Source organism: Exiguobacterium sp. S3 (assembly GCF_018617295.1).
Classification (GTDB): Bacteria; Bacillota; Bacilli; order Exiguobacteriales; family Exiguobacteriaceae; genus Exiguobacterium; species Exiguobacterium profundum.
This window is the reverse complement of the sequence record NZ_JACSJW010000001.1, coordinates 568,128-594,118: the sequence shown is the minus strand read 5'-3', so window position 1 is coordinate 594,118 and position 25,991 is coordinate 568,128. Positions and strand designations below refer to the sequence as shown.

25 protein-coding genes and 1 riboswitch are annotated in these 25,991 nt (G+C 48.3%); of the genes, 19 read left to right on the top strand and 6 right to left on the bottom strand.

The window, feature by feature from the left end:
- Window positions 1-170 precede the first annotated feature (170 nt).
- Window positions 171-1,613, top strand: coding sequence for a leucyl aminopeptidase (locus tag KNO65_RS03110; RefSeq protein WP_214781610.1), 1,443 nt, complete (start codon window positions 171-173; stop codon window positions 1,611-1,613).
- A 132-nt stretch (window positions 1,614-1,745) separates the two neighbouring features.
- Window positions 1,746-2,405 carry a DUF429 domain-containing protein gene (locus tag KNO65_RS03105; RefSeq protein WP_214781609.1) on the top strand — a complete coding sequence of 220 codons (660 nt, stop codon included), beginning with the start codon at window positions 1,746-1,748 and terminating at the stop codon, window positions 2,403-2,405.
- 10 nt (window positions 2,406-2,415) lie between these two features.
- Here the strand turns inward: KNO65_RS03105 and ytvI are convergent, their stop codons facing one another.
- A complete protein-coding gene (gene ytvI, locus KNO65_RS03100; protein ID WP_211782560.1) occupies window positions 2,416-3,549 on the bottom strand; it encodes a sporulation integral membrane protein YtvI in 1,134 nt (377 codons plus the stop codon).
- 79 nt (window positions 3,550-3,628) lie between these two features.
- Between ytvI and KNO65_RS03095 the strand changes: the two genes are divergently transcribed.
- Window positions 3,629-4,408 carry a nucleotide pyrophosphohydrolase gene (locus tag KNO65_RS03095; protein ID WP_214781608.1) on the top strand — a complete coding sequence of 260 codons (780 nt, stop codon included), beginning with the start codon at window positions 3,629-3,631 and terminating at the stop codon, window positions 4,406-4,408.
- Between the two features lie 126 nt (window positions 4,409-4,534).
- The gene (locus tag KNO65_RS03090) at window positions 4,535-6,223 is read left to right on the top strand and encodes an N-acetylmuramoyl-L-alanine amidase family protein (protein ID WP_214781607.1); all 1,689 of its coding nucleotides are present in this window, start codon (window positions 4,535-4,537) and stop codon (window positions 6,221-6,223) included.
- A 79-nt stretch (window positions 6,224-6,302) separates the two neighbouring features.
- Here KNO65_RS03090 and KNO65_RS03085 read toward each other — a convergent pair whose 3' ends face one another.
- Genes KNO65_RS03085 through KNO65_RS03075 form a run of 3 tightly spaced genes read right to left on the bottom strand, consistent with a single transcriptional unit; the run spans window position 6,303 to window position 10,110 of the window.
- The gene (locus tag KNO65_RS03085) at window positions 6,303-7,343 is read right to left on the bottom strand and encodes a ribonucleotide-diphosphate reductase subunit beta (RefSeq protein WP_047795143.1); all 1,041 of its coding nucleotides are present in this window, start codon (window positions 7,341-7,343) and stop codon (window positions 6,303-6,305) included.
- Window positions 7,300-7,806, bottom strand: coding sequence for a flavodoxin domain-containing protein (locus KNO65_RS03080; protein WP_012726807.1), 507 nt, complete (start codon window positions 7,804-7,806; stop codon window positions 7,300-7,302). Before KNO65_RS03080 ends, KNO65_RS03085 begins: the two co-directional genes overlap by 44 nt.
- Before the next feature lie 48 nt (window positions 7,807-7,854).
- Window positions 7,855-10,110, bottom strand: a complete 2,256-nt coding sequence (locus tag KNO65_RS03075) for a ribonucleoside-diphosphate reductase subunit alpha (protein ID WP_371730226.1) — start codon at window positions 10,108-10,110, stop codon at window positions 7,855-7,857.
- A gap of 531 nt (window positions 10,111-10,641) precedes the next feature.
- Between KNO65_RS03075 and KNO65_RS03070 the strand changes: the two genes are divergently transcribed.
- The 12 genes from KNO65_RS03070 (at window position 10,642) to KNO65_RS03015 (ending at window position 20,612) form a co-directional block, all read left to right on the top strand.
- Window positions 10,642-10,872: a DUF1871 family protein gene (locus KNO65_RS03070; protein WP_074036415.1), complete on the top strand. Its 231-nt coding sequence runs from the start codon at window positions 10,642-10,644 to the stop codon at window positions 10,870-10,872.
- A gap of 13 nt (window positions 10,873-10,885) precedes the next feature.
- Window positions 10,886-11,134, top strand: a complete 249-nt coding sequence (locus KNO65_RS03065; protein WP_074036416.1) for a NifU N-terminal domain-containing protein — start codon at window positions 10,886-10,888, stop codon at window positions 11,132-11,134.
- Window positions 11,131-11,931: a glycosyltransferase family 2 protein gene (locus tag KNO65_RS03060; RefSeq protein WP_074036418.1), complete on the top strand. Its 801-nt coding sequence runs from the start codon at window positions 11,131-11,133 to the stop codon at window positions 11,929-11,931. Before KNO65_RS03065 ends, KNO65_RS03060 begins: the two co-directional genes overlap by 4 nt.
- Window positions 11,932-11,933: 2 nt before the next feature.
- Window positions 11,934-12,428, top strand: a complete 495-nt coding sequence (locus tag KNO65_RS03055) for an Lrp/AsnC family transcriptional regulator (protein WP_012726802.1) — start codon at window positions 11,934-11,936, stop codon at window positions 12,426-12,428.
- Window positions 12,425-13,609, top strand: coding sequence for an aminotransferase (locus tag KNO65_RS03050; RefSeq protein WP_074036420.1), 1,185 nt, complete (start codon window positions 12,425-12,427; stop codon window positions 13,607-13,609). Before KNO65_RS03055 ends, KNO65_RS03050 begins: the two co-directional genes overlap by 4 nt.
- 58 nt (window positions 13,610-13,667) lie before the next feature.
- Window positions 13,668-14,912 (top strand): lysine N(6)-hydroxylase/L-ornithine N(5)-oxygenase family protein, encoded by a 1,245-nt coding sequence (locus tag KNO65_RS03045; RefSeq protein WP_214781606.1) that lies wholly within the window; start codon window positions 13,668-13,670, stop codon window positions 14,910-14,912.
- A 197-nt stretch (window positions 14,913-15,109) separates the two neighbouring features.
- A complete protein-coding gene (gene yugI / locus KNO65_RS03040) occupies window positions 15,110-15,502 on the top strand; it encodes a S1 domain-containing post-transcriptional regulator GSP13 (protein ID WP_074033496.1) in 393 nt (130 codons plus the stop codon).
- Window positions 15,503-15,601: 99 nt separating this feature from the next.
- Window positions 15,602-16,597, top strand: coding sequence for a Gfo/Idh/MocA family protein (locus tag KNO65_RS03035; protein ID WP_214781605.1), 996 nt, complete (start codon window positions 15,602-15,604; stop codon window positions 16,595-16,597).
- Window positions 16,598-16,671: 74 nt separating this feature from the next.
- Window positions 16,672-17,835: an iron-containing alcohol dehydrogenase gene (locus KNO65_RS03030; RefSeq protein WP_214781604.1), complete on the top strand. Its 1,164-nt coding sequence runs from the start codon at window positions 16,672-16,674 to the stop codon at window positions 17,833-17,835.
- Between the two features lie 106 nt (window positions 17,836-17,941).
- The gene (locus KNO65_RS03025; RefSeq protein WP_012726796.1) at window positions 17,942-19,294 is read left to right on the top strand and encodes a glucose-6-phosphate isomerase; all 1,353 of its coding nucleotides are present in this window, start codon (window positions 17,942-17,944) and stop codon (window positions 19,292-19,294) included.
- Between the two features lie 99 nt (window positions 19,295-19,393).
- Window positions 19,394-19,867 carry an RNA deprotection pyrophosphohydrolase gene (gene ytkD, locus KNO65_RS03020; RefSeq protein ID WP_012726795.1) on the top strand — a complete coding sequence of 158 codons (474 nt, stop codon included), beginning with the start codon at window positions 19,394-19,396 and terminating at the stop codon, window positions 19,865-19,867.
- A complete protein-coding gene (locus KNO65_RS03015) occupies window positions 19,848-20,612 on the top strand; it encodes an alpha/beta hydrolase family protein (RefSeq protein WP_031423073.1) in 765 nt (254 codons plus the stop codon). The genes ytkD and KNO65_RS03015 overlap by 20 nt, the downstream gene beginning before the upstream one ends.
- 15 nt (window positions 20,613-20,627) lie before the next feature.
- Here the strand turns inward: KNO65_RS03015 and pckA are convergent, their stop codons facing one another.
- The gene (gene pckA, locus KNO65_RS03010) at window positions 20,628-22,199 is read right to left on the bottom strand and encodes a phosphoenolpyruvate carboxykinase (ATP) (protein WP_078147228.1); all 1,572 of its coding nucleotides are present in this window, start codon (window positions 22,197-22,199) and stop codon (window positions 20,628-20,630) included.
- Between the two features lie 322 nt (window positions 22,200-22,521).
- A riboswitch (SAM riboswitch) is annotated at window positions 22,522-22,641 on the top strand.
- Window positions 22,642-22,773: 132 nt separating this feature from the next.
- On the opposite strand from pckA, the gene metK reads away from it, so the two are divergent.
- Window positions 22,774-23,982, top strand: coding sequence for a methionine adenosyltransferase (metK, locus tag KNO65_RS03005; RefSeq protein WP_012726792.1), 1,209 nt, complete (start codon window positions 22,774-22,776; stop codon window positions 23,980-23,982).
- A 38-nt stretch (window positions 23,983-24,020) separates the two neighbouring features.
- On the opposite strand, the gene KNO65_RS03000 is transcribed toward metK, so the two are convergent.
- The gene (locus KNO65_RS03000; protein ID WP_012726791.1) at window positions 24,021-24,542 is read right to left on the bottom strand and encodes a hypothetical protein; all 522 of its coding nucleotides are present in this window, start codon (window positions 24,540-24,542) and stop codon (window positions 24,021-24,023) included.
- Between the two features lie 165 nt (window positions 24,543-24,707).
- Between KNO65_RS03000 and KNO65_RS02995 the strand changes: the two genes are divergently transcribed.
- A complete protein-coding gene (locus KNO65_RS02995) occupies window positions 24,708-25,178 on the top strand; it encodes a GNAT family N-acetyltransferase (protein ID WP_214781603.1) in 471 nt (156 codons plus the stop codon).
- Window positions 25,179-25,266: 88 nt separating this feature from the next.
- The gene (locus KNO65_RS02990; protein WP_012726789.1) at window positions 25,267-25,980 is read left to right on the top strand and encodes an alpha/beta hydrolase; all 714 of its coding nucleotides are present in this window, start codon (window positions 25,267-25,269) and stop codon (window positions 25,978-25,980) included.
- Window positions 25,981-25,991 lie beyond the last annotated feature (11 nt).

Below are 25,991 nucleotides of genomic sequence, written 5' to 3'. Positions count from 1 at the left end.
GATGAAGAGAAGCCCGATTGCGTACTTTCTTATCCTATCATAAAATAAAACAACGTCACAACGAGGAGATAGCCCATGAATTCGAAGATTTCTTGACTCTTACGCATACTATTTCATTATTTTGGAGAAGTTCGTTATGCTTACCATATATATAGAAGGGAAGTGGCAATATGTATCAAATTGCTCAATTAAATTGGACCGATTCTTACGAGACAATCGTCGTCGGAATTGGAGCGGCTGATTCTATCGATGAGGGGCTCGACACATTGTTTGCTGGACGCGTCAAAGCGCTTATTCAATCAGGAGACCTCTCTACGAAGACGGGGGAAGTGACAATCCTTCCGACATTCGCCGGGGAGACGACCCGTGTTTTATTTGTCGGACTTGGTCAACGAAATGACATGACGACCGAGAATGTTCGGAATTGGTTCGGGAAAGTCGCGAAGCTGATCAAAGTACGTGGACTGAAGGACGTCGCGGTAGCGCTTGATACGTTTACGGACGGAGCGGCGCGTATGTTTACAGAAGCGTATGAAATGGCGACCTATGCCCATCCTACATATAAGTCTGCTCCAAATGAAACGGTCGAAGAACCGACGATCACGTTGCTCGGTGACGTGGACCAGACGGATGTCGATGCGGGTGTGGCTTATGGGAAAGGAGTCAATGTCGCTCGAACGTTGACAATGATGCCGGCCAATATTTTGACGGCGGAGACGTTAGCGGATTACGCGGTTGAGTTGGCGAAACGTCATGATTTCAAATACCGCATTCTTGAAAAAGAAGAGATGGAAGGACTCGGGATGGGGGCATTGCTCGCAGTGAACCAAGGTTCGACGATTCCGCCAAAATTGATTGTGCTCGAGTATCGCGGGGCAGAGGAAGAAGCTCCGATTGCCGTTGTCGGAAAGGGTGTCACATTCGACACAGGTGGCTATTCAATCAAGCCAAAAGATGGAATCGTCGGAATGAAAGGGGACATGGGTGGCGCTGCTACCGTCCTCGGATTGTTCGAAACCCTCGGATTGACACGACCAAAACGGAACGTGATTGGCATCATCGGTGCGACCGACAATATGATTTCTGGGGATGCGTTCAAACCGGATGATGTGATCACAGCCATGAACGGGAAGACGATTGAAGTCTTGAACACAGACGCTGAAGGACGCCTCGTCCTAGCGGATGCGGTCACATTTGCGAAAACGTATGAACCAAAAGCTATCATTGATGTAGCTACGCTCACAGGTGGCGTTCTTGTTGCCCTCGGTACAGACGTGACAGGCTGTCTGACAAATGATGATTCACTCTATCGCTCGCTTGAAGCGGCGAGCCGTGAGACGAACGAGCTCGTGTGGCAGATGCCATACTTTGATGTCTTCATCGACAAGGTGAGAAAATCGGAAGTTGCCGACTTGAATAACTCACCAGGTCGTTTCGGCCATATGATTTTTGGTGGCGCATTTGTCGGTGAGTTTGTCGGCGATACACCATGGCTACATCTCGATATTGCGGGAACGAGCGAACGAGCGGCAGCGAATGACCTCGGTCCGAAGGGGCCGACTGGTGTCATGGTTCGAACCCTCGCACGGATGATTGAATCGTGGGAGCGGTAAGAGCAGCTGGAGTAATCGGTTTGGCGATTCTGTGTGGCTTATGCTACACGGTTTGGCCGAACCGTATTTGGTTAGGGAGTACAGTGTTTCTCGCCGTATTTGGCGTGTTGATGATGTTACAGGAGGTACGACATGGTAGGAGTAGGAATTGATGGTGCACGTGGCGGCTGGGTACGGATCACATACGACAGCATCTCACTTTGTTTAACGATTTCGGAGACGTTGGAGGAGTTACTGATTGATGGTGCCATGCATTTTGTGGATATGCCGAAAGATTTAGGGACGGTCGACCATCCGAGCCGCGAATGCGATACGTGGATGCGTTGCCGACTCAGCCAACGAAAGTCGTCCGTCTTCACTCCGCCGATTCAAGAGGTGTTGCACGAAGCGACTTATGAGGAAGCGAATGAAAGGAGTCGGGCGTTGGTTGGTAAAGGGATTAGTAAACAAGCGTGGAATCTTGTTCCCCGGATCCGTGAGTTTCAGCAGGTGAAGGCATCTGACGTTTACGAATCACATCCGGAAGTTTGTTTCTCGGTCATGATGGGACATGAGGCAAGTCATTCGAAAAAGACGGTCGAAGGGCAGGATGAGCGAATCGAGTTACTTCGGCAATACTCGAAAAGTTCTCCATGGAAATGGAAGATGTCGAACGTCCAAATCGACGATATTATCGATGCGTGCATCTTGGCGGTAGCTGCCTATGAAGCGGGGACAAGTGGTCTCTCGCTCCAGCCGGCAGAATCCGATCAACCCGTAGTGGCTGTACCTCAAATGAAAAAAGAGCGATGAAATGTTGATTTCATCGCTCTTTTGCTGTCGTCGTAGGCGGACCGACGATAAATCGCCATATGTAATGAAACACTTTGGCATTGTATACGGCTTTTAATAGAACGGCGAGGACGGGCCCGACGATAAAGCCGAGGACACCGAATAGCTTCAGTCCAACGAAGATGGAGATGAGTGCGACAAGCGGGTTCAGTCCGATATGGGAACCGACAATCTTCGGTTCAGCTAAATTGCGTTGGACGATGACGATGATATACAACACGACCAATCCGATGGCCACGAACCAATCACCTGTCACCGCGGCATAGGCGGCCCAAGGAATGAGTAACGTCCCGACCCCCAAATAAGGCAAGAGGTCAAAGAACCCCGCGAGTAAAGCGAACGAGAGTGGATTGTCAACACGGAGGATGAGCATGCCGATTAAGACGATCCCGAATGTGATGGAGATGAGCGTGAACTGGGCACGGACGTATCCAAATAGGGCAGACTTGAGGTTGATCATCACTTCCTCGAATTCTTTGAATCCTTTCCGCTTGTTCAGACGATTCAATGAGTTGACGTATACCGGCCAATCCTTTGTGATGAAGAACCAAGCGAGCACAATGACGACTACGAGCAACAAGACGAGCGGGAGCGCCGCTAACATGTTTTGTAGCACACTGGCCACACCACGGGACAGGACGCCGATAGCTGCAGCGAGTTGGACACCGAGTTCGGTGATTCCTCCCTCGAGCGATGTCGTCTGTCCGGGATTTAACTGCTGATAGCTCTCATATGCATCGTTGACGAGCGGTGCAATTTTCTCATTGAACAGTCGTTGGATAAACTCGGTGAGTGTTTCAATTTGTTCAGGGAGTCGTTCCGCTGCCACCGTCGCATAATGAATCAATTGGATGATGACGATGGTGATGATTCCAACGACGATGCTGAGCACGATGATTAAGGAAATGAGAGTGCCGAGTGCACGAGGCATATTTGTTTTGCGCTCGAAAAAGTTGACGAGCGGAACGGTCATCAAGGATAAGAGCAGGGCGAACACGAACGGATATGTATATTCAAAAAGTATGTTCAATAGCCACGTGATTAAAAAGAAACCGATGACGACGAGGACAAACCGAAGCAATTGCCAAAGTCTTGCCGATGACATGTGGAACCCACCCTTTCCAGACAATTAGGTTGAGCATAGTATATCATGTAAGTGGTAAATAAAGCAGAAAGATAGGTGAATGAGCGTGAGAGAAGTTCAACAAAAAATCGATACGATGATTCTTCATTTAGGTGGCTATTGGAAACCTTTATCGGGGTTAGCACGATTATTAGAAGAAGTAGGAGAAGTAGGAGGCGCGTTAAGGAGAGAGGCTCAGGATGAGTTGAAAGAGGAGTTGCTTGATGTCCTAGTGATCTCCACGTGTCTAGCAAACCAGTATGCGATTGCATTACAACAACCAGAGGCCGAGGGAATCGAATCTAAAGAGAAGCTCTATTTTCAAATTGTGGAAGAGGCAGGCGAAGTGGCACGGATTTTGAACGCCTATGAAGGCGATAAGAAGTTAAAACCGAATCGTAAAGGACAATCACTACAGCAGCATATCGAGCGATTGCAACGGGCCGTCATGTCTCTCGGCGCGTCTTACCATCTCAATCTGTTCGATTCACTCTTTGCCCTCATCGAAGAGAAGTCGGCTCGGGACTTCGGACGATTTGACCACACGCCGGACCCGATCACGGAGACATCGGTGCGAACATATTTATCGCATCAGCCAGGTCGCTATTGGGGCGGGGTCCCAGTTAAATCATTTGAGCGATTCGACCGATATATAGAACGAGAACAACATGTCGAGCGGTTTTATCGAATTGCAGCGATTGAAGGACTGGATGGATTTGTGATTCAACAGAGACGAGATGGATTGATTGGTATAGAGAATCCTTTCGTTAAAGAAGGCTTTACTGTCGCCATCGAAGATTACGGAACGGAGACGTTTCTGATTATCCGACCGGCTAAATAAAAACATTTACCTTATTTTCAAAAGAAGTATCTTTTTTTTCAAATATTTACTTTTTTTAAAAAAGCATTATGCTAATATGAAGTTGTTGTTAGTAGGAAATGCCGCAATGAGAAAGGAATATTTGGGATGAAAATAAAACTATTGAAAGTTGCCCTCATCTTAACGGTCTTCTTGTTAGGGATGCAACTTCCGTCTGTCGAAGCTGCTACTTATAATGGAGAGACGACTGTCAATTTGAACATTCGTACATCCCCTAGTCTAAGTGGGAAGGTAGTAAAAACATTACCAAAAGGCACGAAAGTAAAGTATGGGACGTATAATCAGTCCTGGCACAAAGTGTATGTAAACAATCGTACATACTATGCCTCGGCCCAGTACATTCGGAAACTTTCATCCACTTCAAGTTCGTTAACGACACAGTCGGCAACGTCTACCGGGGTGACTACTGCGAACTTGAACATCCGAGTTTCATCTAGTCGTTCAGCGAAGATTGTAACCACGTTGAAGAAAGGAACGGAAGTGAAATACGCAATCCATAATTCATCATGGGCTAAAGTCTATCTGAACGGGAAAACTTATTACGCTGCAAAAAGTTATATCGAATCCAAAAAAATAGAAGTATCATCTAATCTTTCAGATGGTTTTACAAACCAATCTACTAAACTATTTGGACGTACTTCACAAAGTTCTCCGATACTTATGACTCTACCTAAGAACACCACTGTTTTGTATAAACAATATAACTCGAGTTGGTCCACGGTCCATATTGGTTCGAAAGTCTATTTCACAGCTAGTTTATGGTTAACTAGTGGAGAAACACCTAAAGAATCGAATCAGCCTATCGATGGTTTCGCAAATCGTGAAATTAGTCTATTTGGAAGGACATCGCAAAGCTCTCCAGTCCAGTTGGTTCTTCCGAAATACACGGCTGTTTCATATAAAGCGTACAATTCGAGTTGGTCGACTGTTCATATCGGCTCGAAAGTCTACTACACAGCAAGTTCGTGGTTGACGAAAGGGAAAGCCCCGGCTGCGCCGGAAGCTGCACCGAAAGGTACGGTATACATCAACACACCAGGAGATGTATTGAACGTTCGTTCGAAAGCGAGTCTTGATTCGAATGTGGTTGGTCAACTCAGTCATGGAACAGCTGTTGCACATTATGGGACAGTCAATGGCTTCCATAAAATCAAGTTTAACGGACAAGATGCTTATATTTCTTCAGGGTTCGTGATGACATCTAAGCCGAGCACATCTACTGGAACAGTTATTGTCCTTGACCCAGGACACGGTGGGAAAGACCCGGGAGCGGTTAATGGATCTTTCTATGAGAAGACGATTGTACTCGATGTAACGAAACGTGTAGAAGCCTATCTTCGTTCAAAATATGATTACAATGTACGTCTCACTCGTTCAACTGATGTCTATTTGACTCTAGATCAGCGAGTTGCTGCAGCGAAGTCGTTACGCGGTGATTTGTTTGTAAGTATGCACGTCAACGCAGCCGGTTCATCATCTGCGAAAGGGGTAGAGACGTTCTATTCCTCTCGGTCTGCGCATAGCGCTCGAAGTCGTGTCCTTGCTTCAAACATTCAAAGCAACCTGGCAGGTAAAATGAGTGGAATGTCGAACCGAGGATTGAAAACGGCGAATTATTATGTTATTACGTATAATACAATGCCATCTGCACTCGTCGAATTAGGATTTATCTCATCACCAACCGATTTGACTTACCTTCGAAGTAACACGTCTCGTCAGCAAATGGCGGAAGGTGTGGCTGAAGGAATTGCCAAGTACGTTCAGACTTATTATTGATTGAATCAACCCAGACATTATTGTCTGGGTTTTTTGGTACATCAAAAAACCGAACCGATTTAATCGGTTCGGTACAATTTTATAGATCATCAAATCCGTTTGCGTCTGTCACTTTCGCATAAGAACGTGACTTTTGTTCGAAGAAATCAGATTTTGTCGCATTGAGCGAGTCATCCGAGTATGCACGGATCCAAGGCATGACATCTTCGTCAAATCCTTCATACAAGTCATTCAGACCGATGACGCGGAGGCGTTTGTTCGCCAAGTACTTGACGTAGTCTCGCATTTCACTGACGTCGAGTCCGTCAAGGTCGCGTAGTACATATTCACACCACTCAATCTCGAGGTCGACCGCTTCCGCCATCGTGTCGTATACGAACTGACTGAACTGTCCGTTTTCATCAATCTTAGGATTTTCTGTCAGTACGGCACGTAAGAGTTGGCTGATGAAGTAAGAATGCTGCATCTCATCACGTTGGATATAACTGATCATCGTGGATGTACCGACCATCTTTTGGTGACGGGCGAGATTGTAGAAATAAGCGAATCCTGAATAGAAGTTGATTCCTTCTAAAATGACGGATGCAACGAGCGATTTCGCAAAGTTTTCGGCGTTTGGTGTCTCGCGGAACGCTTCATATAAGTCCAAGATGAATTGATTGCGCTTCATGACCATTTCATCGTCTTTGGCGATGTCAAAGATTCGATTTTGTTCAGCGAGTGGCACGAGACTTGATAGGACATAGCTGTATGATTGATTGTGCACGACCTCTTGTTGTGCGATGACCGCGAGAACGGCGTGTACAGATGAGTCAGATGAGAACATGGAAGACTCGAGGATGTATCGTGTCTGGACCGAGTCGAGAATCGAGAGCAGTCCGATGATCCGTTTGAATGCATCCTGTTCACGTTCAGTCAATTGCGGCCATTGTTGCATATCCTTAGACATTGAGATCTCATCAGGAATCCAAAAGTTCGATAATAACTGTTTGTAAATGGTATAGAACTGAGGATACGCGATATCGTTCCAATTGACGATCGAACTCGTTTCCCCGCCAATGATGGCGGTTGCCCGGTTAGGATGTTTGGGCGACAATAATTTGATTTTCTGAATCGACATGATGCATAACTCCTTCTTCTACATGGTGAGCCATCCGCTCTGCCCAATGTTGGACGTTGAACGGTTGGTTACGTGGGGACTGCTCGATTTTAAGCAGTTCCCCGGCAAGTGGGATTCCGTATTTTGAAAGGTGGTACGCCATCTCGTCAACAGCGCGACAGAAATGTACAAACATCTTGTCACCCGTTCCGAATACCGCAGCTTGTCGAATCGGCACTTGGAGTTCCTTCAACACGAGGCGGAACGTATCTTTCATTTCGTCTGGTAAGATTCCGTCTGCCCACGTGTAGGAGCCGAAATAGACTAGGTCGAACGAAGCGAGAGACTTTGCTTCGCGATATCCGACGCGATCGGCATCATAGCGGACGACCGTATCGCCTCGGCGATGATGTGTCGATTCGATGAGCGATGCCACTTCTTCTGTGTTTCCACTCATCGAATGACAGATGATTGCGATGTTCATAGGGTGGACCACCTTTCTATAAAATGTACATATGATTAGGACGACGGTTTACGAAGCGCACGACTCACATTCGTCGACTTCGACAGTCGTCGAACGAGTGTAGTAAATCGACTTCATGCCAAGAGACCATGCCTCGAGGTGCATCGCAAGAAGCTCTGTCGCTTTTACATCGTTCTTCACGTATAAGTTGAAGCTGATGGCTTGGTCGATGTGGCGCTGGCGAGCCGCGTTTTGACGGATGCTCCATAATTGATCGATTTCAAATGCTGATTTATAGAACCAGTTCGTGTCTGGTGTCAAGTCCGGCACCGTGACTGGAATCTTATAGTTTTTCTTCTCTTCTGAGTAGACTTTTTTGTAGACCGGATCGATCGATGCAGTGCTACCAGCGATAATCGCCGTTGATGAGTTTGGTGCGACAGCCATCATATAGGCGTTACGGACACCGTTTTGATGTACCTCTGCTGCGAGACCGTCCCAATCGAGGTCGTCATGTGAACGATAGTTCCGACGCTTGAAGTATTCGCCTGTATGCCATTCTGAACCTTCGAAGACACCGAATGCTCCTTTTTCCTTGGCGAGTTCCATCGATGCCTGGATCGTGAGATACGCAATCTTTTCGTAGAGTTTCTCAGCGTATTGAACGGCATCGACCGATTCCCAGCGGATTCCTTCGAGTGCGAGCAAATGGTGCCAACCGAATGTTCCGAGACCGACGGCACGATACTTCTGGTTCGTGATCATCGCTTGTGGCACTTCGATCGTATTCAAATCGATGACGTTATCGAGCATACGCATTTGAATCGGGATGAGTCGTTCGAGCACATCGGCTTTCACGGCACGAGCAAGTGCGATCGAACTCAAGTTACAGACGACGAAATCACCAGGTGTTTTTGTGATGACGATTTTTCCGTCTTGTGTGTATTCTTCTTCGATTGTCGTTGCCGACATGTTTTGCGCGATTTCGGAACAGAGGTTTGAACTGTAAATCATCCCTGCATGTTTGTTTGGGTTTGCGCGGTTCACTGCATCTCGGAAGAACATGTATGGTGTACCGGTTTCAAGTTGTGAGCGCATGTAACGTTTTACAAGGTCGATGGCCGGAACCGTCACACGAGATAATTCTGGCGTGTTGACACATTCCATATATTTCTCGGTGAAGCTGCCGCCGTTCTCTGACTCGTCGAAATAGTCTTCAAGGCTATATCCCATCACGGTACGAATCTCGTGTGGGTCGAACAAGTGCCAGTCGCCGCGTGCCTCGACCGTACGCATGAAGAGATCCGGGAGGCAGACGCCTGTGAACAAGTCGTGTGTCCGGAGACGCTCATCCCCGTTGTTCAATTTCGCGTCGAGAAATTCGAAGATGTCCTTATGCCAAATGTCTAAATAGACGGCAATAGAGCCTTGACGCATACCGAGTTGGTCGACCGAGACGGCTGTGTTATTCAACTGCTTCATCCAAGGAAGGGCACCACTTGAGACGCCTTTGAAACCTTTGATGTCACTACCGCGTGAACGGATTTTCCCGAGGTAGACACCGATTCCGCCGCCACCTTTTGAGAGTGTCGCCACATCGGTGTTCGAATCATAGATGCCACGGAGAGAGTCGTCGACTGTATCAATGAAACAAGAGCTGAGCTGTCCATATGATTTGCCGGCGTTTGACAACGTTGGTGTCGCGACCGTCATATAAAGGTTTGACAAGGCCCAATAAGCTTCTTCGACGAGCTTCAAACGAGTCGTCTCGTCTTCTTTTTGCATGAGCGTCATGGCGATGACCATGAAGCGCTCCTGTGGAAGCTCATAAAGATTCTTCACATGATCGCGCCCAAGATAGCGGTCCGACAACGTGCGGAGTCCGATATATGTGAAGAGACGGTCACGGGATGGATCGATCAATGTTTCGAGATGGTCCATGTCTTCTTTTGAATACGTATCGAGAAGAGCTGACGTGAAAATTCGTTTTGATGTTAACGTCTCGACCAGTTGATAGAAGTTACCATAACGCATAGATGCTTCGTAACCGCGGTTGCGTGCCGCTTCAAGATAGAGGCGGTTCAAGTACATTTCCGTTGCCACGAACGTCCAGTCCGGTTCTTCGGCTTTCAACATATCGAGGGCATGCATCGTCAATAAGTCATATACTACATCTTGTGTTAGCGTTTTTGTCTCGAGCGCCCGAATAGCCCGTTCTTCATAGCGCTCTACGCTTAAGTGAGGATACCGTGTCTGGATAGATTGAATAAGAGAAGAGACGTCAGAAAGCGTTGGAGCCGCTGGTAGCATCGTCTCGTGGTGGATAGGGGCTGTCAAAATAGATCACTCCTTTAGATGGTGTAGACGTTATAAAAGGATAATAAGAACTTCCTTACCTGTCACAATATCGTGTTAACGATCAAAATACCCGTTAACTATATATTGACACTTTTTTATCTTTTTAATCATAAAACACCTATATTTAGTTTTTCAATCCTTGACATTCTGGAATGTGCCCGTCACCTTTTTGCTTTTGCTCCAAAAGGGCTTCATGACCCAATTTGAGACAGAGAACTGAGATGAAAAAAATTATGTATTGTCTTTGCTTGTTTTTTCACAAATTGATGAATTCGATTTCATCACTCTTGATGAAACATTTCATCCGTTTGTTTGAGGTGGAATGGATTGTATTTGACGTTACTTATCAAAATACCTGCATATTCATTTCATACTAGATATAGTGTTCTGATGAATCAAGAAATATGAATCCATTTGTCAAGGCTGGTATCCGAGTAAAAAGTAAGGTAGATTGGTGAAGTAGGACATGGAATTTCAGCGAAAAGAAGGGTTTAACAAGTGCGTACAGAAGACTTATTATTAACATGGGACCCACTCGGTTATGGGGCAGGTTCATACGGACCTGAGTTTGATGAAGTCATGATGGCATTAACCTATGTCGATTCTCCCGAACAATTGACCGAAGTGATTCGCCGAACGCTTCTTGAAGCGTTCGATGCGTGTCCACCAGAAACTGAGATTTTCGAGATGGCGCAGCGACTCCTCGTATCGTCATCTTGCCAACTATAAGGAGGAACCAATAATGTTACGAATTGATCCAACACCGAATCCGAATGCGATGAAAGTGACACTTCCAGAGAACGTGTTTGGCGCCAAGAGTCAAAGTGTGAAGGCGGGCGAAGCGACAGATCAGCCGCTCCTCGCAAAACTAGTTGAAATCGAAGGCGTCGAGAGTGTCTTTGCTTATGGTGACTTTGTGACCGTATCAAAGGAGAACGGTGTGAGCTGGGAAGCGATTCTTCCACTCGTTGAGACGGCATATCGCGGATGAAACCGATTGTCTCGATTGTCATTCCGGCTTATAAACGCGAGACGGAACTGACGGAACTGCTTGAAAGTCTAACGGTCCAAACATTTCAGCAGTTTGAGGTCTTGGTCATGAATAATGAAGGGCCGCCAAAACAACACCTTTTGGCGCCTTTTTTGAATCAATTGGATGCACGTGTCATCGAAGTGGGTGAAAACCATCATGTTCGTGCCCGTAATCGTGGTGTTCTCGAAGCGAGAGGCGATGTCATCTTGTTACTAGACGATGACGATTTGCTCATGCCGACACACTTGGAGGAGGGGCTACGCGACCTTCAACAGGCAGACCTCGTCTATTCGGATGCTGAGCTGTTCCGATTCGAATGGAGAGCGGGCCGTCGTGTCGTGACGGACTGGGAACCGTTCGCTTACGCGTTTGATCGAGAGCGGATGCGTCAGGACTCGACGTTCATCCCTTCGGGCACGATGTATCGCAAATCGATTCATGACACGATTGGTCTATTCGACGAAGACGTCTATAACTACTGGGATTGGGATTTCTTGTTAAGGGTAATGGATGCATTCACCGTGTCACACCCGGCGCGTGCGACGGTACTTTACGCCTTCAACGGGACCGATAACCTGTCGGCAAAACAGGATGAAACGAGACGTCGTTATTTTGATCATTTCTGTCAAAAGCACGGTCTGACAGACATGGAGATGAAGAATTTCCATATCGTTCAGGAAGAACGACGTGCATTCGTGAGACAGACAGAGAGAACGTTCACAGGCGTGCTACCTGGTCGAACGGAAGGAGAATAAGTATGTATTCATCAAAAGAACTTGAGTTGTTAGAATTGTTAGAAGAAAAGGGGTATCTCGAGACGAAGATGTTGGCTGACTTGTTGGCACTCGATGAAGAGACGATTGAGTCGATGCTCGAGAAGTTCAAGCAAGACGGGATTCTCCTTGGATTTCGTGCCATGGTCAATTGGCAAAAAATCAATCGCCACGATGTCACTGCCTTCATTGACGTTAAAGTGACTCCGAAACGAGGGCGCGGATTTGACGACGTGGCCGAGCGTATTTATCGCTTCCCAGAAGTGACGGCGCTTTATTTGATGTCGGGGGCGTATGACCTTCAAGTCGTCATCCGGGCAAACTCGCTTCAAGATGTTGCCTCATTTGTCTCAGACAAGCTTTCGCCGCTTGATTCGGTTTTGTCGACGACAACTCACTTCAAATTGAAGACGTACAAACATGACGGGATCTTGTTCACCCCACAAACTGAAGATAAGCGGTTGAACATCACGCCATGAAGTCTTTATCAAATCAAGTCGTCTCGATGAAGCCATCGGGCATTCGCCGTTTCTTCGACTTAGCACAGACGATGGATAACGTGGTCTCTCTCGGGGTGGGAGAACCGGATTTCATCACACCGTGGAACGTGCGAGAAGCGAGCTATGCCGCACTCGAAGAAGGCTATACAGCGTATAGCGCCAACGCCGGTCTCATCGAGTTGCGCGAAGAGATCGCTACTTATATGAAAGAACGCTTTTTAGTCGAATACGATCCGACGTCTGAATTGATTGTCACGACTGGGGCATCGCAGGCGCTCGACATCGCATTCCGTGCCCTTCTCAATCCAGGGGACGAGGTCATCGTGGTCGAACCGGCATTCGTTTCTTATGGTCCACTCATCGAGTTGGCAGGTGGGACCGTCGTCCCTGTCGCATGTCGTCCGGAAAAAGGGTTTCGACTCGATCGGGAAGACGTTGAGCAAGCCATCACAGAACGGACGAAAGCGATCTTGCTTTGCTTCCCGTCCAATCCGACGGGCGCCACGATGAATGGCGATGAACTCGCACAAATCGCAGAGCTCGCGACAAAGTATGACCTTTGGGTCGTCAGCGATGAGATTTATGCGGAACTCTGTTACGACGAACCATTTGTCAGCTTTGCGACGCTTCACGACATGCGAGACCGGACGATTGTCGTCAACGGTTTCTCGAAGGCGTTCGCGATGACTGGATGGCGCCTTGGCTTCACATGCGCACCGGAAATCGTCACGCGAGAGATGTTAAAGGTCCATCAATACGGCATGATGTGTGCACCGACGCTCGTTCAATTCGGTGGACTCGAGGCACTTCGGACCCGTGATCAGCACGTGCCGAGCATGGTGAAAAGTTATCGTCAACGTCGAAACTATTTCATTCAAGCGCTGAACGAAGCAGGGCTTCCGACGCACGTGCCAGGCGGAGCATTCTATGCCTTCCCTTCGATTCGACATACTGGATTGACGAGTGAAGAATTTGCAGAACGTCTTCTCGTCGAAGAACGTGTCGCCGTTGTTCCTGGAAACGCCTTTGGTGAGAGCGGGGAAGGGTTCGTCCGAGCGAGTTATGCGACTTCGCTCGAACAACTACAAGAAGCGATTCTTCGGATTCAACGTTTCATGAAACAATTCGAAGTCACAGTAGCCAAGGACTCTCATTCGTGAGAGTTCTTTGGCGTTTTAGCGATATAACGAAAGGGAAAAGACGGGCGAGGTGAAGAGGATGAAACGATTTGACTTTGTTGCAATCGGGTGTGGTCCGTATAATCTTGGTCTCATGGCCCTTGCGGAGAAGACTGAACTGCATGGGGTTTGCTTTGAGCAACGCGCGGAGATGATGTGGCATGAAGGCATGTTGATTGAAGGGATGACGATGCAAACGCATTATTTACAAGATCTCGTCACGTTGGCGGACCCGACCCATCCATCGAGTTTTCTGAACTATTTGAGTGATACGGGTCGACTCCAAACATTTATCACGCAAGAACAAGATAAGATTCCTCGAACGGAATACAATCATTACTTGCGATGGGTTGTAAATCAACTGTCGACGATTCGTTTCAATCATTATGTGTCTGACGTTGTAGTGGAAGAAGAGGGCTTCCTCGTGACCGTCGAATCAGATGGTCGATCGACACAAGTTCATACAAGACATCTCGTTCTAGGGACAGGGGCGGCGCCATTCGTGCCGGACGGGTTTGAACAAGTCATTCATACGAGCGATTATTTGACGTACCGGGACGTCCTCAAAGACCGATATCGTGTCGCGGTCGTCGGGAGTGGACAGAGTGCGGCGGAAGTCTTTCTGGACTTGTTGCGTGAAGCGACGGATGAACAACGCGTCGACTGGATCACACGCTCCGAACAATTTGAGTCACTCGAAGCAGGCAAGCTTGGGGATGAAATTTTTAGTGTGGATTATGTCGATTATTTTCATAAGCTACCGTACGACGCTCGGCAAGAGCTACTCGGGTCATTCGAGCGTTTCCGTCATGGTGTCAATCCTGAGACGATGACCTCGATCTATGAGACGTTGTATCATCGGACGGCAGAAGCGAAAGCGACGAAGGCTGATATGATGACACAGGTCGAAGTGGAATCGATTTCTTATGATTGGTTAACACATCGTTTGAAAGGGACCCAACGGTATACGGGAGAAGTGATTGAAAGAGAGTACGATCTCGTTGTCGTGGCGACGGGGTATCGCCCGGTGATCCCATCTTGGATCAATCAGCTCCCGGTTGTATGGGAAGTAGAGGGAGAATGGGCAGTCCGTGACACGTATGAGGTGATCATGAGCGAGTCGCTAGGCGGAAAGTTGTTTACGCACACGAATATAGAGCATTCACATGGTCCGGCTGCGACGAATCTCGGGATGGCAGTCTATCGAAATGCGGTCATTTTGAACGACATGGCTGGGGAAACGGTCTATCCGATTCGTCATCAGAAGCCGTTTACGACATTTTGAACAAAAAAAGGGCTAGGCGAGTCGCCTAGCGGAATCAGGGGGGAATACTTGAAGTCTTGCTTGATTTGTATTTACCCCGCACTTCGACTTTAAAACATACCAACACGTCAAAAATAATCTTTTTTACTAAATTCTACACTTTATCGAAAAAAGTATGTTATAGTAAGTTGATGAATTTAGCATAGGAGTTGTTTGTAATGGCAAAATACGAAAAAGATCAAGTATTAACAGGTAAAGTAACAGGAATCCAACCTTTCGGTGCTTTCGTAGCACTCGACGATGAGACTCAAGGTCTTGTACACATTTCAGAAATCTCACACGACTACGTAAAAGACGTAAACGATTACGTTCAAGTTGGTCAAGAAGTTGAAGTGAAAATCCTTGAAGTGGACGAAGCTTCTAAAAAAATCAAGCTTTCAATGAAAGCGACTCAAGAAGCTCCAAAACGCGAGAAGTCTGCGAAGCCAGCTCGTCGTGCGCCACGCCGCAACGAAGCATCTTCAAACTTCAAGCAAGAAGAAGCTCCAGGATTCACAGTCCTCAAAGACAAACTTGAAGACTGGATCAAAAACACAAACTTCAAGAAGTAAGTGTCCCAAGGTGGCCCGTTCTAAACGGGTCACCTTTTTTATTTTACAGGAATCGGCGGATTGAATGACGAAACTGTAAAGCGAGTAGGAGGGGATGGCATGAAGATTGGCATCATCGGAACGGGAGGAATTGCGACGAGTGCCCATATCCCGAATTATGTCAAAGCAGGCATGGATGTGGTAGCGGTCATGAACCGGACACGGGCAAACGGGGAACGTGTCGCACGACAGTTCGGCATCCCGAACCTTTATGAGACGGTCGAAGAGATGCTTTCACGCGAAAATCTCGATGCGGTCAGTATCTGTACACCAAACGCCTTACATAAAGAGCAAGTGCTGCTTGCGCTTGAAGCAGGATGTCACGCTCTCTGTGAGAAACCACCGGGAATCTCAGAGAATGAAGCGATCGAGATGGTGGAAGCGGCAAAACGAGCCGGAAAAACATTGCATTACGGATTCCATTACCGACATCGTGAGGATACGGTTCTGTTGAAGCGAATGATTGATGCGGGTGAACTCGGAGACATCTATGCAGCGACGGCGCTCGCGCTTCGACGGCGTGGCATTCCGGGATGGGGTGTCTTCACGAATAAAGAACTGCAAGGCGGGGGTGCATTACTCGACATAGGTGTGCATATGTTAGACCTGGCGCTTCATTTGATGGGATACCCGAAACCGAGAGAGGTCGTCGGTCATGTCGGTCAGTATTTAGGGAATCGTCCTGGTGTCGGCTTGCTGGGGGAATGGGACGCGAGTTCACTCACAGTCGAGGATACGGCGAGAGCGATGGTCACGTTTGAAAACGGAGCATCCTCCTTATTACTCGACGTCAGCTACATGGCCAATATCGAGGAAAAAGATACGATGCGAGTGGAATGTCGTGGCACGAAATCCGGAGCCAGTCTGTTCCCGCTCACACTTCACACGGAGAAATTTGGGGCATTGTTTGACGAGCGACCAGCTTATTTGACTGAACACGACCCGTATGAGCGGCAAATCCGACTCTTCCTTGAGGCCTGTGGAGAAGAGCCGAACTATCGGCAAGCGGAGGAAGCGGTCATCTTGCATCACATCATCGACCGTATCTATCAGTAAGCACGATACTTTTCATTCCGTGAAAACAGGGTATATAGTGTAGGTGTTACATATTTCTATGAGGAGGTTAACTTATGCACAACTTTGAATATAAAAACCCGACAAAACTAATTTTTGGGACACATCAGGTCGAAAAATTAGGTGGAGAACTCGAAGCGCTTGACGCGAAGAAAGTGATGCTCGTCTATGGTGGCGGAAGCATCAAAAAGAACGGGACGTACGATGAAGTCGTGGCCGAGCTTGAAAAAACCGGTATCTCATACGTAGACTTCTCAGGTGTTGAACCGAACCCACGCATCGAGACGGTACGTCGTGCGGTGAAATTTGCGCGTGAAAAGGACGTTGATGCCTTGCTAGCTGTCGGTGGCGGTTCCGTCATCGACTGCACAAAACTGATTTCAGCAGCGATTCCATATGACGGGGACGCGTGGGACATCGTACTTCGTGAACATATCCCGACAGAGGCGGTACCATTCGGGACAGTCCTTACACTCGCTGCGACAGGGTCGGAGATGAACTCGGGATCGGTCATCACGAACTGGGAGACTCAAGAGAAGTTCGGTTGGGGTCACCCACTTGTATTCCCGACATTCTCGATCCTCGATCCACGTTACACCGTGTCAGTTCCAAAAGACCAGACAATTTATGGTATCGTCGACATGATGAGCCACTGTTTCGAGCAATACTTCCACCCGAACCATGCGCCGGTACAAGAACGCATGACAGAAGGTGTGTTGAAAGCGGTCGTCGAATCGGCACCCAAACTCGTCAACGATTTAGAAAACGTAGACCTCCGTGCCATCATCTTATTCTCAGGTACGATGGCATTGAACGGTGTACTTCAAATGGGTGCAGCCGGTGACTGGGCATCGCACAACATCGAACACGCCGTATCTGCTGTCCATGACATCCCGCATGCTGGGGGCCTCGCGATCCTCTTCCCACGTTGGATGGAACATGTGTTGGATGAAGACAATGCGGCTCGCTTTGCACGACTAGGTACAGAAGTATTTGATGTCGAGCCTGGCGAGAACGATTTGGAAACAGGGAAACGTACGATCCAAGCTGTACGTGCATTCTTTGACCAACTCGGTGCACCGAACTCGCTTCGTGACTATGAGATCGATGAGTCGACATTCGATGCGATTCTCGATTCTGCGATGAAACGTGGCGCATTCGGTCGTTTCCGTACACTCGAACGGGAAGATGTCGCGCATATTCTCGAACTCAGTAAATAAGGCGATTTCTTGCCTATTTTGCAATAATGATTGAACGAATCTAGCGTTTCCGTTTATGATGGGTCATGTATGGCTCTTTTACGAGCGATTTAAAGGAGGAAATGACATGTCAACTGTACGTTTCGATTATTCAAACGCGCTCTCATTCGTAGGGAAGCATGAAATCGACCAAATGCAAGAAACGGTAAAAACCCTTCACTCGGTGATTCACGAGCGGAGCGGTGCCGGAAGTGATTTTCTTGGGTGGGTCGACCTTCCGACCGAATACGATCAAGATGAGTTCGCACGAATCAAAGCTGCGGCGGAACGAATTCGCGAGAATTCAGACGTTCTCGTCGTCGTCGGAATCGGAGGATCTTACCTCGGTGCCCGTGCAGCGATCGAAATGCTTCAACATTCGTTCTTCAACGTATTGTCAAAAGAAGAGCGCAAGGCGCCGCAAGTATTCTATGCGGGTCACAACATCTCTTCAACGTATATGAGAGAATTGCTTCAAGTGCTTGAAGGGAAAGAGGTCTCAATCAACGTCATCTCGAAATCAGGAACGACGACAGAACCTGCCATCGCATTCCGTGTCCTCAAGCAGTTCATGGAAGACAAGTACGGTCAAGATGGAGCGCGTGAGCGGATCTATGCGACGACAGACCGTGCCCGTGGCGCCCTCAAGACGCTCGCGGACGCAGAAGGATACGAGACGTTCGTTATTCCAGATGACGTCGGTGGACGCTTCTCTGTCCTCACACCGGTCGGACTTCTCCCGATTGCTGCTGCAGGAATCGATATCGATGCCTTGATGGAAGGGGCGCGTGATGCACAAAACGCTTACAGCTCACCAGAATTGGCTGAGAACGAAGCGTATCAGTATGCGGTCGTACGTAACGCCCTTTACGCGAAAGGCAAATCGATTGAGATGCTCGTCAACTACGAGCCAGCCCTTCACTACGTGTCTGAGTGGTGGAAACAGCTTTACGGAGAATCTGAAGGAAAAGACAACAAAGGAATCTTCCCTGCGGCTGTCGACTTCTCGACTGATCTTCACTCGATGGGTCAATACATTCAAGAAGGTCGTCGTGACTTGTTCGAGACAGTCATCCGTGTGAAAGAAGTCCGTCACACAATGAACGTCCCAGAAGACGCACAAGACTTGGATGGTTTGAACTTCCTCGCAGGGGAAACGATTCAGTTCGTGAACGACAAGGCGACAGAAGGGACGCTCCTCGCGCATACAGATGGCGACGTACCGAACCTCGTCGTCGAATTGCCAGAGATGACACCGTACCACCTCGGTTACTTGTTCTACTTCTTCGAGAAAGCATGTGCGATGAGCGGATACATCCTCGGGGTGAACCCGTTCAACCAGCCAGGCGTCGAAGCATACAAAGCGAACATGTTCGCACTACTCGGTAAACCAGGGTATGAAGAACAAAAAGCAGAACTCGAAAAACGCTTGAATCAATAAGAAAACGAATCGGTCCGCGCGTCGGACCGATTTTTTTGTTTGAAACTGGGTGCAGACAAGGTAAAGTGAGAGTAGACAGGGGAAAGAAAGGGATGGACTATGAAGACATTCAAGGATTACTATCATAATCAAGTCGAGTTAAGCTTCACCCATTATCCGTTCTCAGACACGCCGCTCCACGTCTGGGTCGTCGCCCGTTACAAGGACAAATGGGTATTGACGAAGCATAAACAACGCGGGCTCGAGTTCCCAGGTGGGAAAGTCGAACCGGGCGAACATGAGGATGCCGCGGCCATCCGGGAAGTATATGAAGAGACTGGAGGCGTCGTCAAGACGTTACGATACATGGGGCAATATCGTGTGCTCGGTCGTGGTGACACCGTCATCAAAAATATCTATTTTGCGGAGATTGAACGATTCGAAGATCATCCCGCAGTCGACGAGACGGATGGGGCCGTCTTGATTGATGTCTTACCGGACAATCTACTACGAAATCCACGTTACAGCTTTATGATGAAGGACCGTGTCTTACCAGAAACGATGAGGGTGCTCCATGAGCAACAACTGGTTTGATCGAATCGACGTGTTGCCACCATACGCCGGTTACCGGGTGACGCGTGGATGGTACACGACGAATGATGGGGAAGAGGTCGTCGCCTATTCGATTGAACCGAAACGGTCGAATGGACAGGTGTTGATGTACTTACGAGGGGGAACTGCACGAATCGGGGACGTTCGGTTACCGCGCCTCATGCAGTTTGCGGCACGCGGTTTTCATGTGGTGGCCCCGGTTTATCGAGGTAATCACGGGGGCACGGGAAAAGAAGACTTCGGTGGAGAGGATTTGGAGGACGTGCTCTCACTCTATGATCGCGTCCAAACGAGCGGACGACCGATTCATGCGCTCGGTTTTTCACGCGGCGGGATGATGGCACTCTCTCTCGCATCTGAACGACCGGTCACTACCGTCACCTCATGGGCCGGTGTGACCAATCTAGAGTGGACGTATGAAGAGCAACGCTCGATGCGGAAGATGTTACGTCGCATGACGGGGGGAGACCCCGAATCGGCAGAAACAGCATATACAGAACGTTCTCCGCTTTATAAGGAATGGGATGCACCAACGCTGATCATCCATGGTACGGATGACGAGCAGGTCCGTTTGCGCCATGCGACGGCAGTCGCCGAGAAGTTAGGGGAGCAGGCAGAGTTTTGGGTGCTTCCGTTCGGACACCAACTCCCATTTTGGGATAAATGGGAGACGACCGAACAAGCGATGGAATGGATGTTACGACAAGCAAAAGCACCGACTCGATGAGTCGGTGCTTTCGTATTAGATGACCAGTGGGCCGGCTGCGATGACCGATTCACTCGCTTTCGTGAACCGTGTGAAGTTCTCTTTGAATTTCATTGCGAGTGCTTTCGCCTCGACGTCGTAGCGAGCTGGGTCGCTCCACGTGTCACGTGGATTGAGCACGTCACTCGGTACGCCTTCGATGGCTACTGGAATCTCGACGTTGAAAATGTCATGTTTCATCGTCTCGACGTCACGAAGTTGACCGTTGACTGCGGCGTTGACCATCGCACGCGTGTACGCGAGTTTCATACGCGAACCTTCACCGTATGCACCGCCAGTCCAACCTGTGTTGACGAGGTAGACATCCACGTCGTGTTGCTCGATCAATTTACCGAGCATATCCGCGTAACGCTCTGGAGCGAGCGGAAGGAACGGTGAACCGAAGCAAGTCGAGAAGGTCGCCTGTGGTTCTGTGACACCGCGCTCCGTACCAGCAAGTTTTGACGTATAACCCGACAAGAAGTGGTACATCGCCTGTTCTTTCGTCAGTTTGCTGATCGGAGGCAAGACGCCATATGCATCTGCCGTCAAGAAGACAATCGTATTCGGATGACCGGCGCGTGATGGGAGCATCGCATTGTCGATGAACTCGATTGGATATGCCGCACGCGTGTTTTCCGTCAAGGAAATGTTCTTATAGTCCGGTGTACGATCTTCATTCAACACGACGTTTTCAATCAATGAACCGAAGCGAATCGCATCATAGATTTGCGGTTCGTTCTCACGAGACAAGTTGATCGTCTTTGCGTAACAACCGCCTTCGATGTTGAAGACCCCGTCCGGTGACCATCCGTGTTCGTCGTCTCCAATCAAATGACGCTCAGGGTCAGCCGAGAGCGTTGTCTTCCCAGTGCCCGACAATCCGAAGAAGAGTGCCGTTTCATTCGCATCATTGACATTTGCCGAACAGTGCATCGATAACACGTTCTGCTCGGGCAGCAAGAAGTTCATGACGGAGAAGATCGATTTTTTAATTTCGCCACCGTATTCTGTTCCCCCGATCAGAATCGTGCGCTTGGCGAATGAGACGAGAATGAACGTCTCAGAGTTCGTACCATCGACGGCAGGGTCTGCTTTATAGCTCGGTGCATAAATGACCGTGAACGGGTCGAACGCACCTTTCGTCGGCCATTCGCGTAAGAACAATTGTTTAGCGAATAGACTGTGCCACGCATACTCCGTGATGGCACGGACCGGCAACGTATAATGTTCATCTGCACCAGCAGATGCTTCTAGATAATACAGTTTATCCTTCTTTTCTAAATGGTCGAGTACTTTGTCGAGAAGTGCTGAAAACTTCTCTTCTGCGATCGGTTGGTTCACTTTACCCCAATCGACGAGGTTGTTGCTGACTTCATCTTGTACGACGAATTTGTCTTTCGGTGACCGTCCAGTAAAAGCACCGGTGCTGACAGATAATGCCCCATCTTTTGTCAGTACACCTTCACCATTTTGAATGGCTTCTTCCACCAGCTCTGGAACCGTCAAGTTCCGTAACATGTCGGCACCATTAATTAATTCTTCGATTTTCAGGAGCGTTGTCGCCATCCTGAATCCCACCTTTCCCCTAAATAGATGTGGATGAAATCCGCATACTTCCGCGATTACGATTAATCAGTATGACATTTTTAATTATATGTGACACACTAATTAAACACAAGCGTTTCTTCTCTCTAAGTAAGCGCTTTCTTACAAAGTCATTTTATCACATTCTCTTATCACAAGGTGTTAAAAAACAGAAACGAAATAAAAAAATGTTTGACGATTCACAAACAGAAATGTTTTGCAAGTCAGTGAAAACTTTTACGAATTCATCTGATTCCCTTGACATAATCGAGTGTCATTTATATGATGGTTTTCGTAACGGATACTCTTATTCTGAGCGGTGGAGGGAACAAGGCCCTACGAAGCCCAGCAACCGTCCGACATGAAGTCTTGTGCGGAAAAGGTGCTATCCTGAAGCGAAGCCATTAGCTTCGAACGATAAGAGGGTAAGGAAGAACGATTCAACCTTTCCCAATGTATGTCATCGGGGGAGGTTTTTTTCATTACCGTCCCAAAGCAACGCGTAAGGGGAACGAGTACCGTCCACATAATACCCTTATTATAGGAGGTTTTTTGAATGTCAAAATTGAACCGTCGACTTTTTACTTCAGAGTCGGTTACTGAAGGACATCCAGACAAAATTTGTGATCAGATTTCTGACTCCATCTTGGATGCCATTTTAGCGGAAGACCCGAATGCCCGTGTTGCGGCAGAAACGTCTGTCACAACAGGTCTTGTACTCGTAGCTGGTGAAATCACAACGTCAACTTACGTGGATATCCCGAAAGTTGTCCGTGAAACAATCCGCGAAATCGGATACACGCGTGCAAAATATGGCTTCGATGCTGAAACGTGTGCGGTCTTGACGTCGATTGATGAGCAATCGGTAGATATCGCGCAAGGTGTTGACCAAGCGCTTGAAGCACGTGAAGGTCAGATGACTGAAGAGGAACTCGATGCAATCGGTGCAGGAGACCAAGGTCTCATGTTCGGATATGCAACAAACGAGACACCTGAACTCATGCCACTCCCAATCTCGTTGGCACACAAGTTGTCACGTCGTCTTGCTGAAGTACGTAAGAACGGTACGCTCGAGTACCTTCGTCCGGACGGGAAGACGCAAGTAACGGTTGAGTATGATGAGGACAACAACCCAGTTCGCATCGATACGATCGTTATTTCGACGCAACACGCGGAAGAGATCACACTTGAGCAAATTCAAGAAGACTTGAAAAAACATGTCATCGAGGCAGTCATTCCGGCTGAACTCATCGATGCTGAAACAAAATACTTCATCAACCCGACTGGTCGCTTCGTAATCGGTGGACCACAAGGAGATGCAGGTTTGACTGGACGTAAGATCATCGTTGATACGTACGGTGGATACGCTCGTCACGGTGGCGGCGCATTCTCTGGAAAAGATCCTACAAAAGTTGACCGTTCAGCGGCATACGCAGCTCGCTATGTAGCGAAAAACATCGTTGCAGCAGGACTTGCGGATAAAGCGGAAGTTCAACTTGCGTACGCAATCGGTGTTGCACACCCAGTATCGATCGCTGTCGATACGTTCGGCACAGGTAAATTGAGCGAAACGGAACTCGTTGAACTCGTTCGTGAGAACTTTGACCTCCGTCCGGCGGGCATCATCAAGATGCTCGACCTTCGTCGCCCAATCTACAAACAAACGGCAGCATACGGTCACTTCGGTCGTACAGACATCGAACTCCCATGGGAGCAAACAGATAAAGCAGCCATTCTTGAAGAAGGCGCGAAACGTTTCGCGTAATCATCAAAAACGACCTTTCCGCGGAAAGGTCGTTTTTTTTACGTTGTCGGAGGTGTCTGTTTATTTGAATCGGATGAAGAATCAGTTGTCGTCGTATCTTGTCCAAGCGCCGTATCCTTCGCTTCGACGACTTTCTCCCCGATGTCCTGTAAGTCTGACTTGGCCTCTTGAGCCGTCTCGACGATTTTAGTGACGTCCTCTTTCACGGTATCGACTTCCCCGACGACTTTTTCGTATACGTTTTGGACGTCTGTGGAGACTTCTTGAATCTTTGTCGAGGCTGACTTCACTTGCTCAATGACTTGAGACGCCTTGCCGGCAGGATCTTGTTTCACTTCGTTGACGAGGCCCCCGACCGACGATTTCGCATTCGAGAGGGATTGCTTTGTCTGCTCCCGGTTCGAGGAGCTAAGTAAGGCGAGTAGACCACCGACGAGTGCACCGAGCAACATCCCGGTCACGACACTGATCTTTGGACTTCCCCCGTCCAATTGATCAAATTGACGGTTCGGGTTGGCTGTCTGTTCTACTTTCGGATCATGTTCTTGTCTAGGTTCCATGCAGTTCCACTCCTTCGTTTGATTGGCATTGCTTGTGTTATACCCTAGAGAAATGGCGATGTAACGTTTTCTGATGAATCGTCATGAAAAAGAAATGAAGGAGCAGGATAAAAACATTGGGATAGGGAATGATACAAATAGATTGGCCAAAAGGGGGAAGCTGTCATGAACATGAGGGAAGCAGTGCCAGAAGATGCGACGCTGATTCGGAACATCGCGCTGGCGACCATATCACAGGATGATTCCAATCGAATGAGAGCGATGGAACGCGCATATCGGCAAGAAGAGATTGTACGAGCAATCAGTTCAAGTGAAGAAGCACGAGAACAGTATTTTATCGTTGGCGAATATGAAGAAGAGGTCATCGGATTTTGTCATGCCATCGATCGCGGTGACATGTGGGAGATGCTCCGCCTCTATCTGCACCCCGATTATCATCGAAACGGCTACGGCGCAGCCTTTCTGGCCCACCTTCAATCGAAAAAAGAACAACCGATGGAAGTGTACGTCGAAAGCTCGAATGATCAAGCGATTGCCTTCCTCTTACATCAATCTTTCAAAGAAGTGAATCGTATCCAGGAAGAAGTATATGATCGTCCGATGGAACTCATTCATTTACGATATGACCCGAGCTAAGCCTCCAGACGGATTTTATTCAAACATCAGTTGCGGCTGATGTTTTTTTGATACAATGAATGTAGTCTATAAACGAGGTGACGGCAGTATGGCAAATGAAGAAGCACGAAAAGGAGTCATCGTCATCGTGTATCCGTTACAATTCACGTCACGGATCAGCGAGAACTTTATTCGACGGCTCGAGGACGAGTACGAAGTCATCGTCGTCCGCGATCAATCGATTGGATTGACGGCAGGTGACCATAAGCAACTGATCAAGCGAGCGTTGCGCGAGGCAGGGGAATATAAATTACCGATTCATGTCGTGGCATTCAGCCTTGGCGCACTCTTAACGAATCGCCTTTTGCAGGAGTACGATGTGCCACTCGGGAGTCTCACATACATCTCCCCATTGTTTGATTGGCATGCCACTCGTCAAATCGGTGGATTGAAACAAGTCGTCGCAAGTGCTGTCGACCGTTTTCGCCCTGACTTGCCACTCGGGATGATGACATTCACCGGTGGGGGAGACGAGTCATCCCGATTCGGAGAAATCACGTATGCGCAATATCGAGAAATCGAAGAGGAAATCGTCGAGCATCAGGAAGAGAAGAAGCATCTGCCACGCCTTCCGCTCGCCTGTTTCTATGCACCAGACGACCAGTTCGCGGACGTGAAGTTGACGTTGAATGTTTGTCGGAAAATCGGTGGGGACCAAGTGTATATCCGGCGATTGGAAGGATTCCCGCACTTTGGTTACGAACGATTGAACACGAAATTCGCGGAAACCCTCATGACGTTTTATGAATTGATTCAAGAATGACAGAAGGCGAC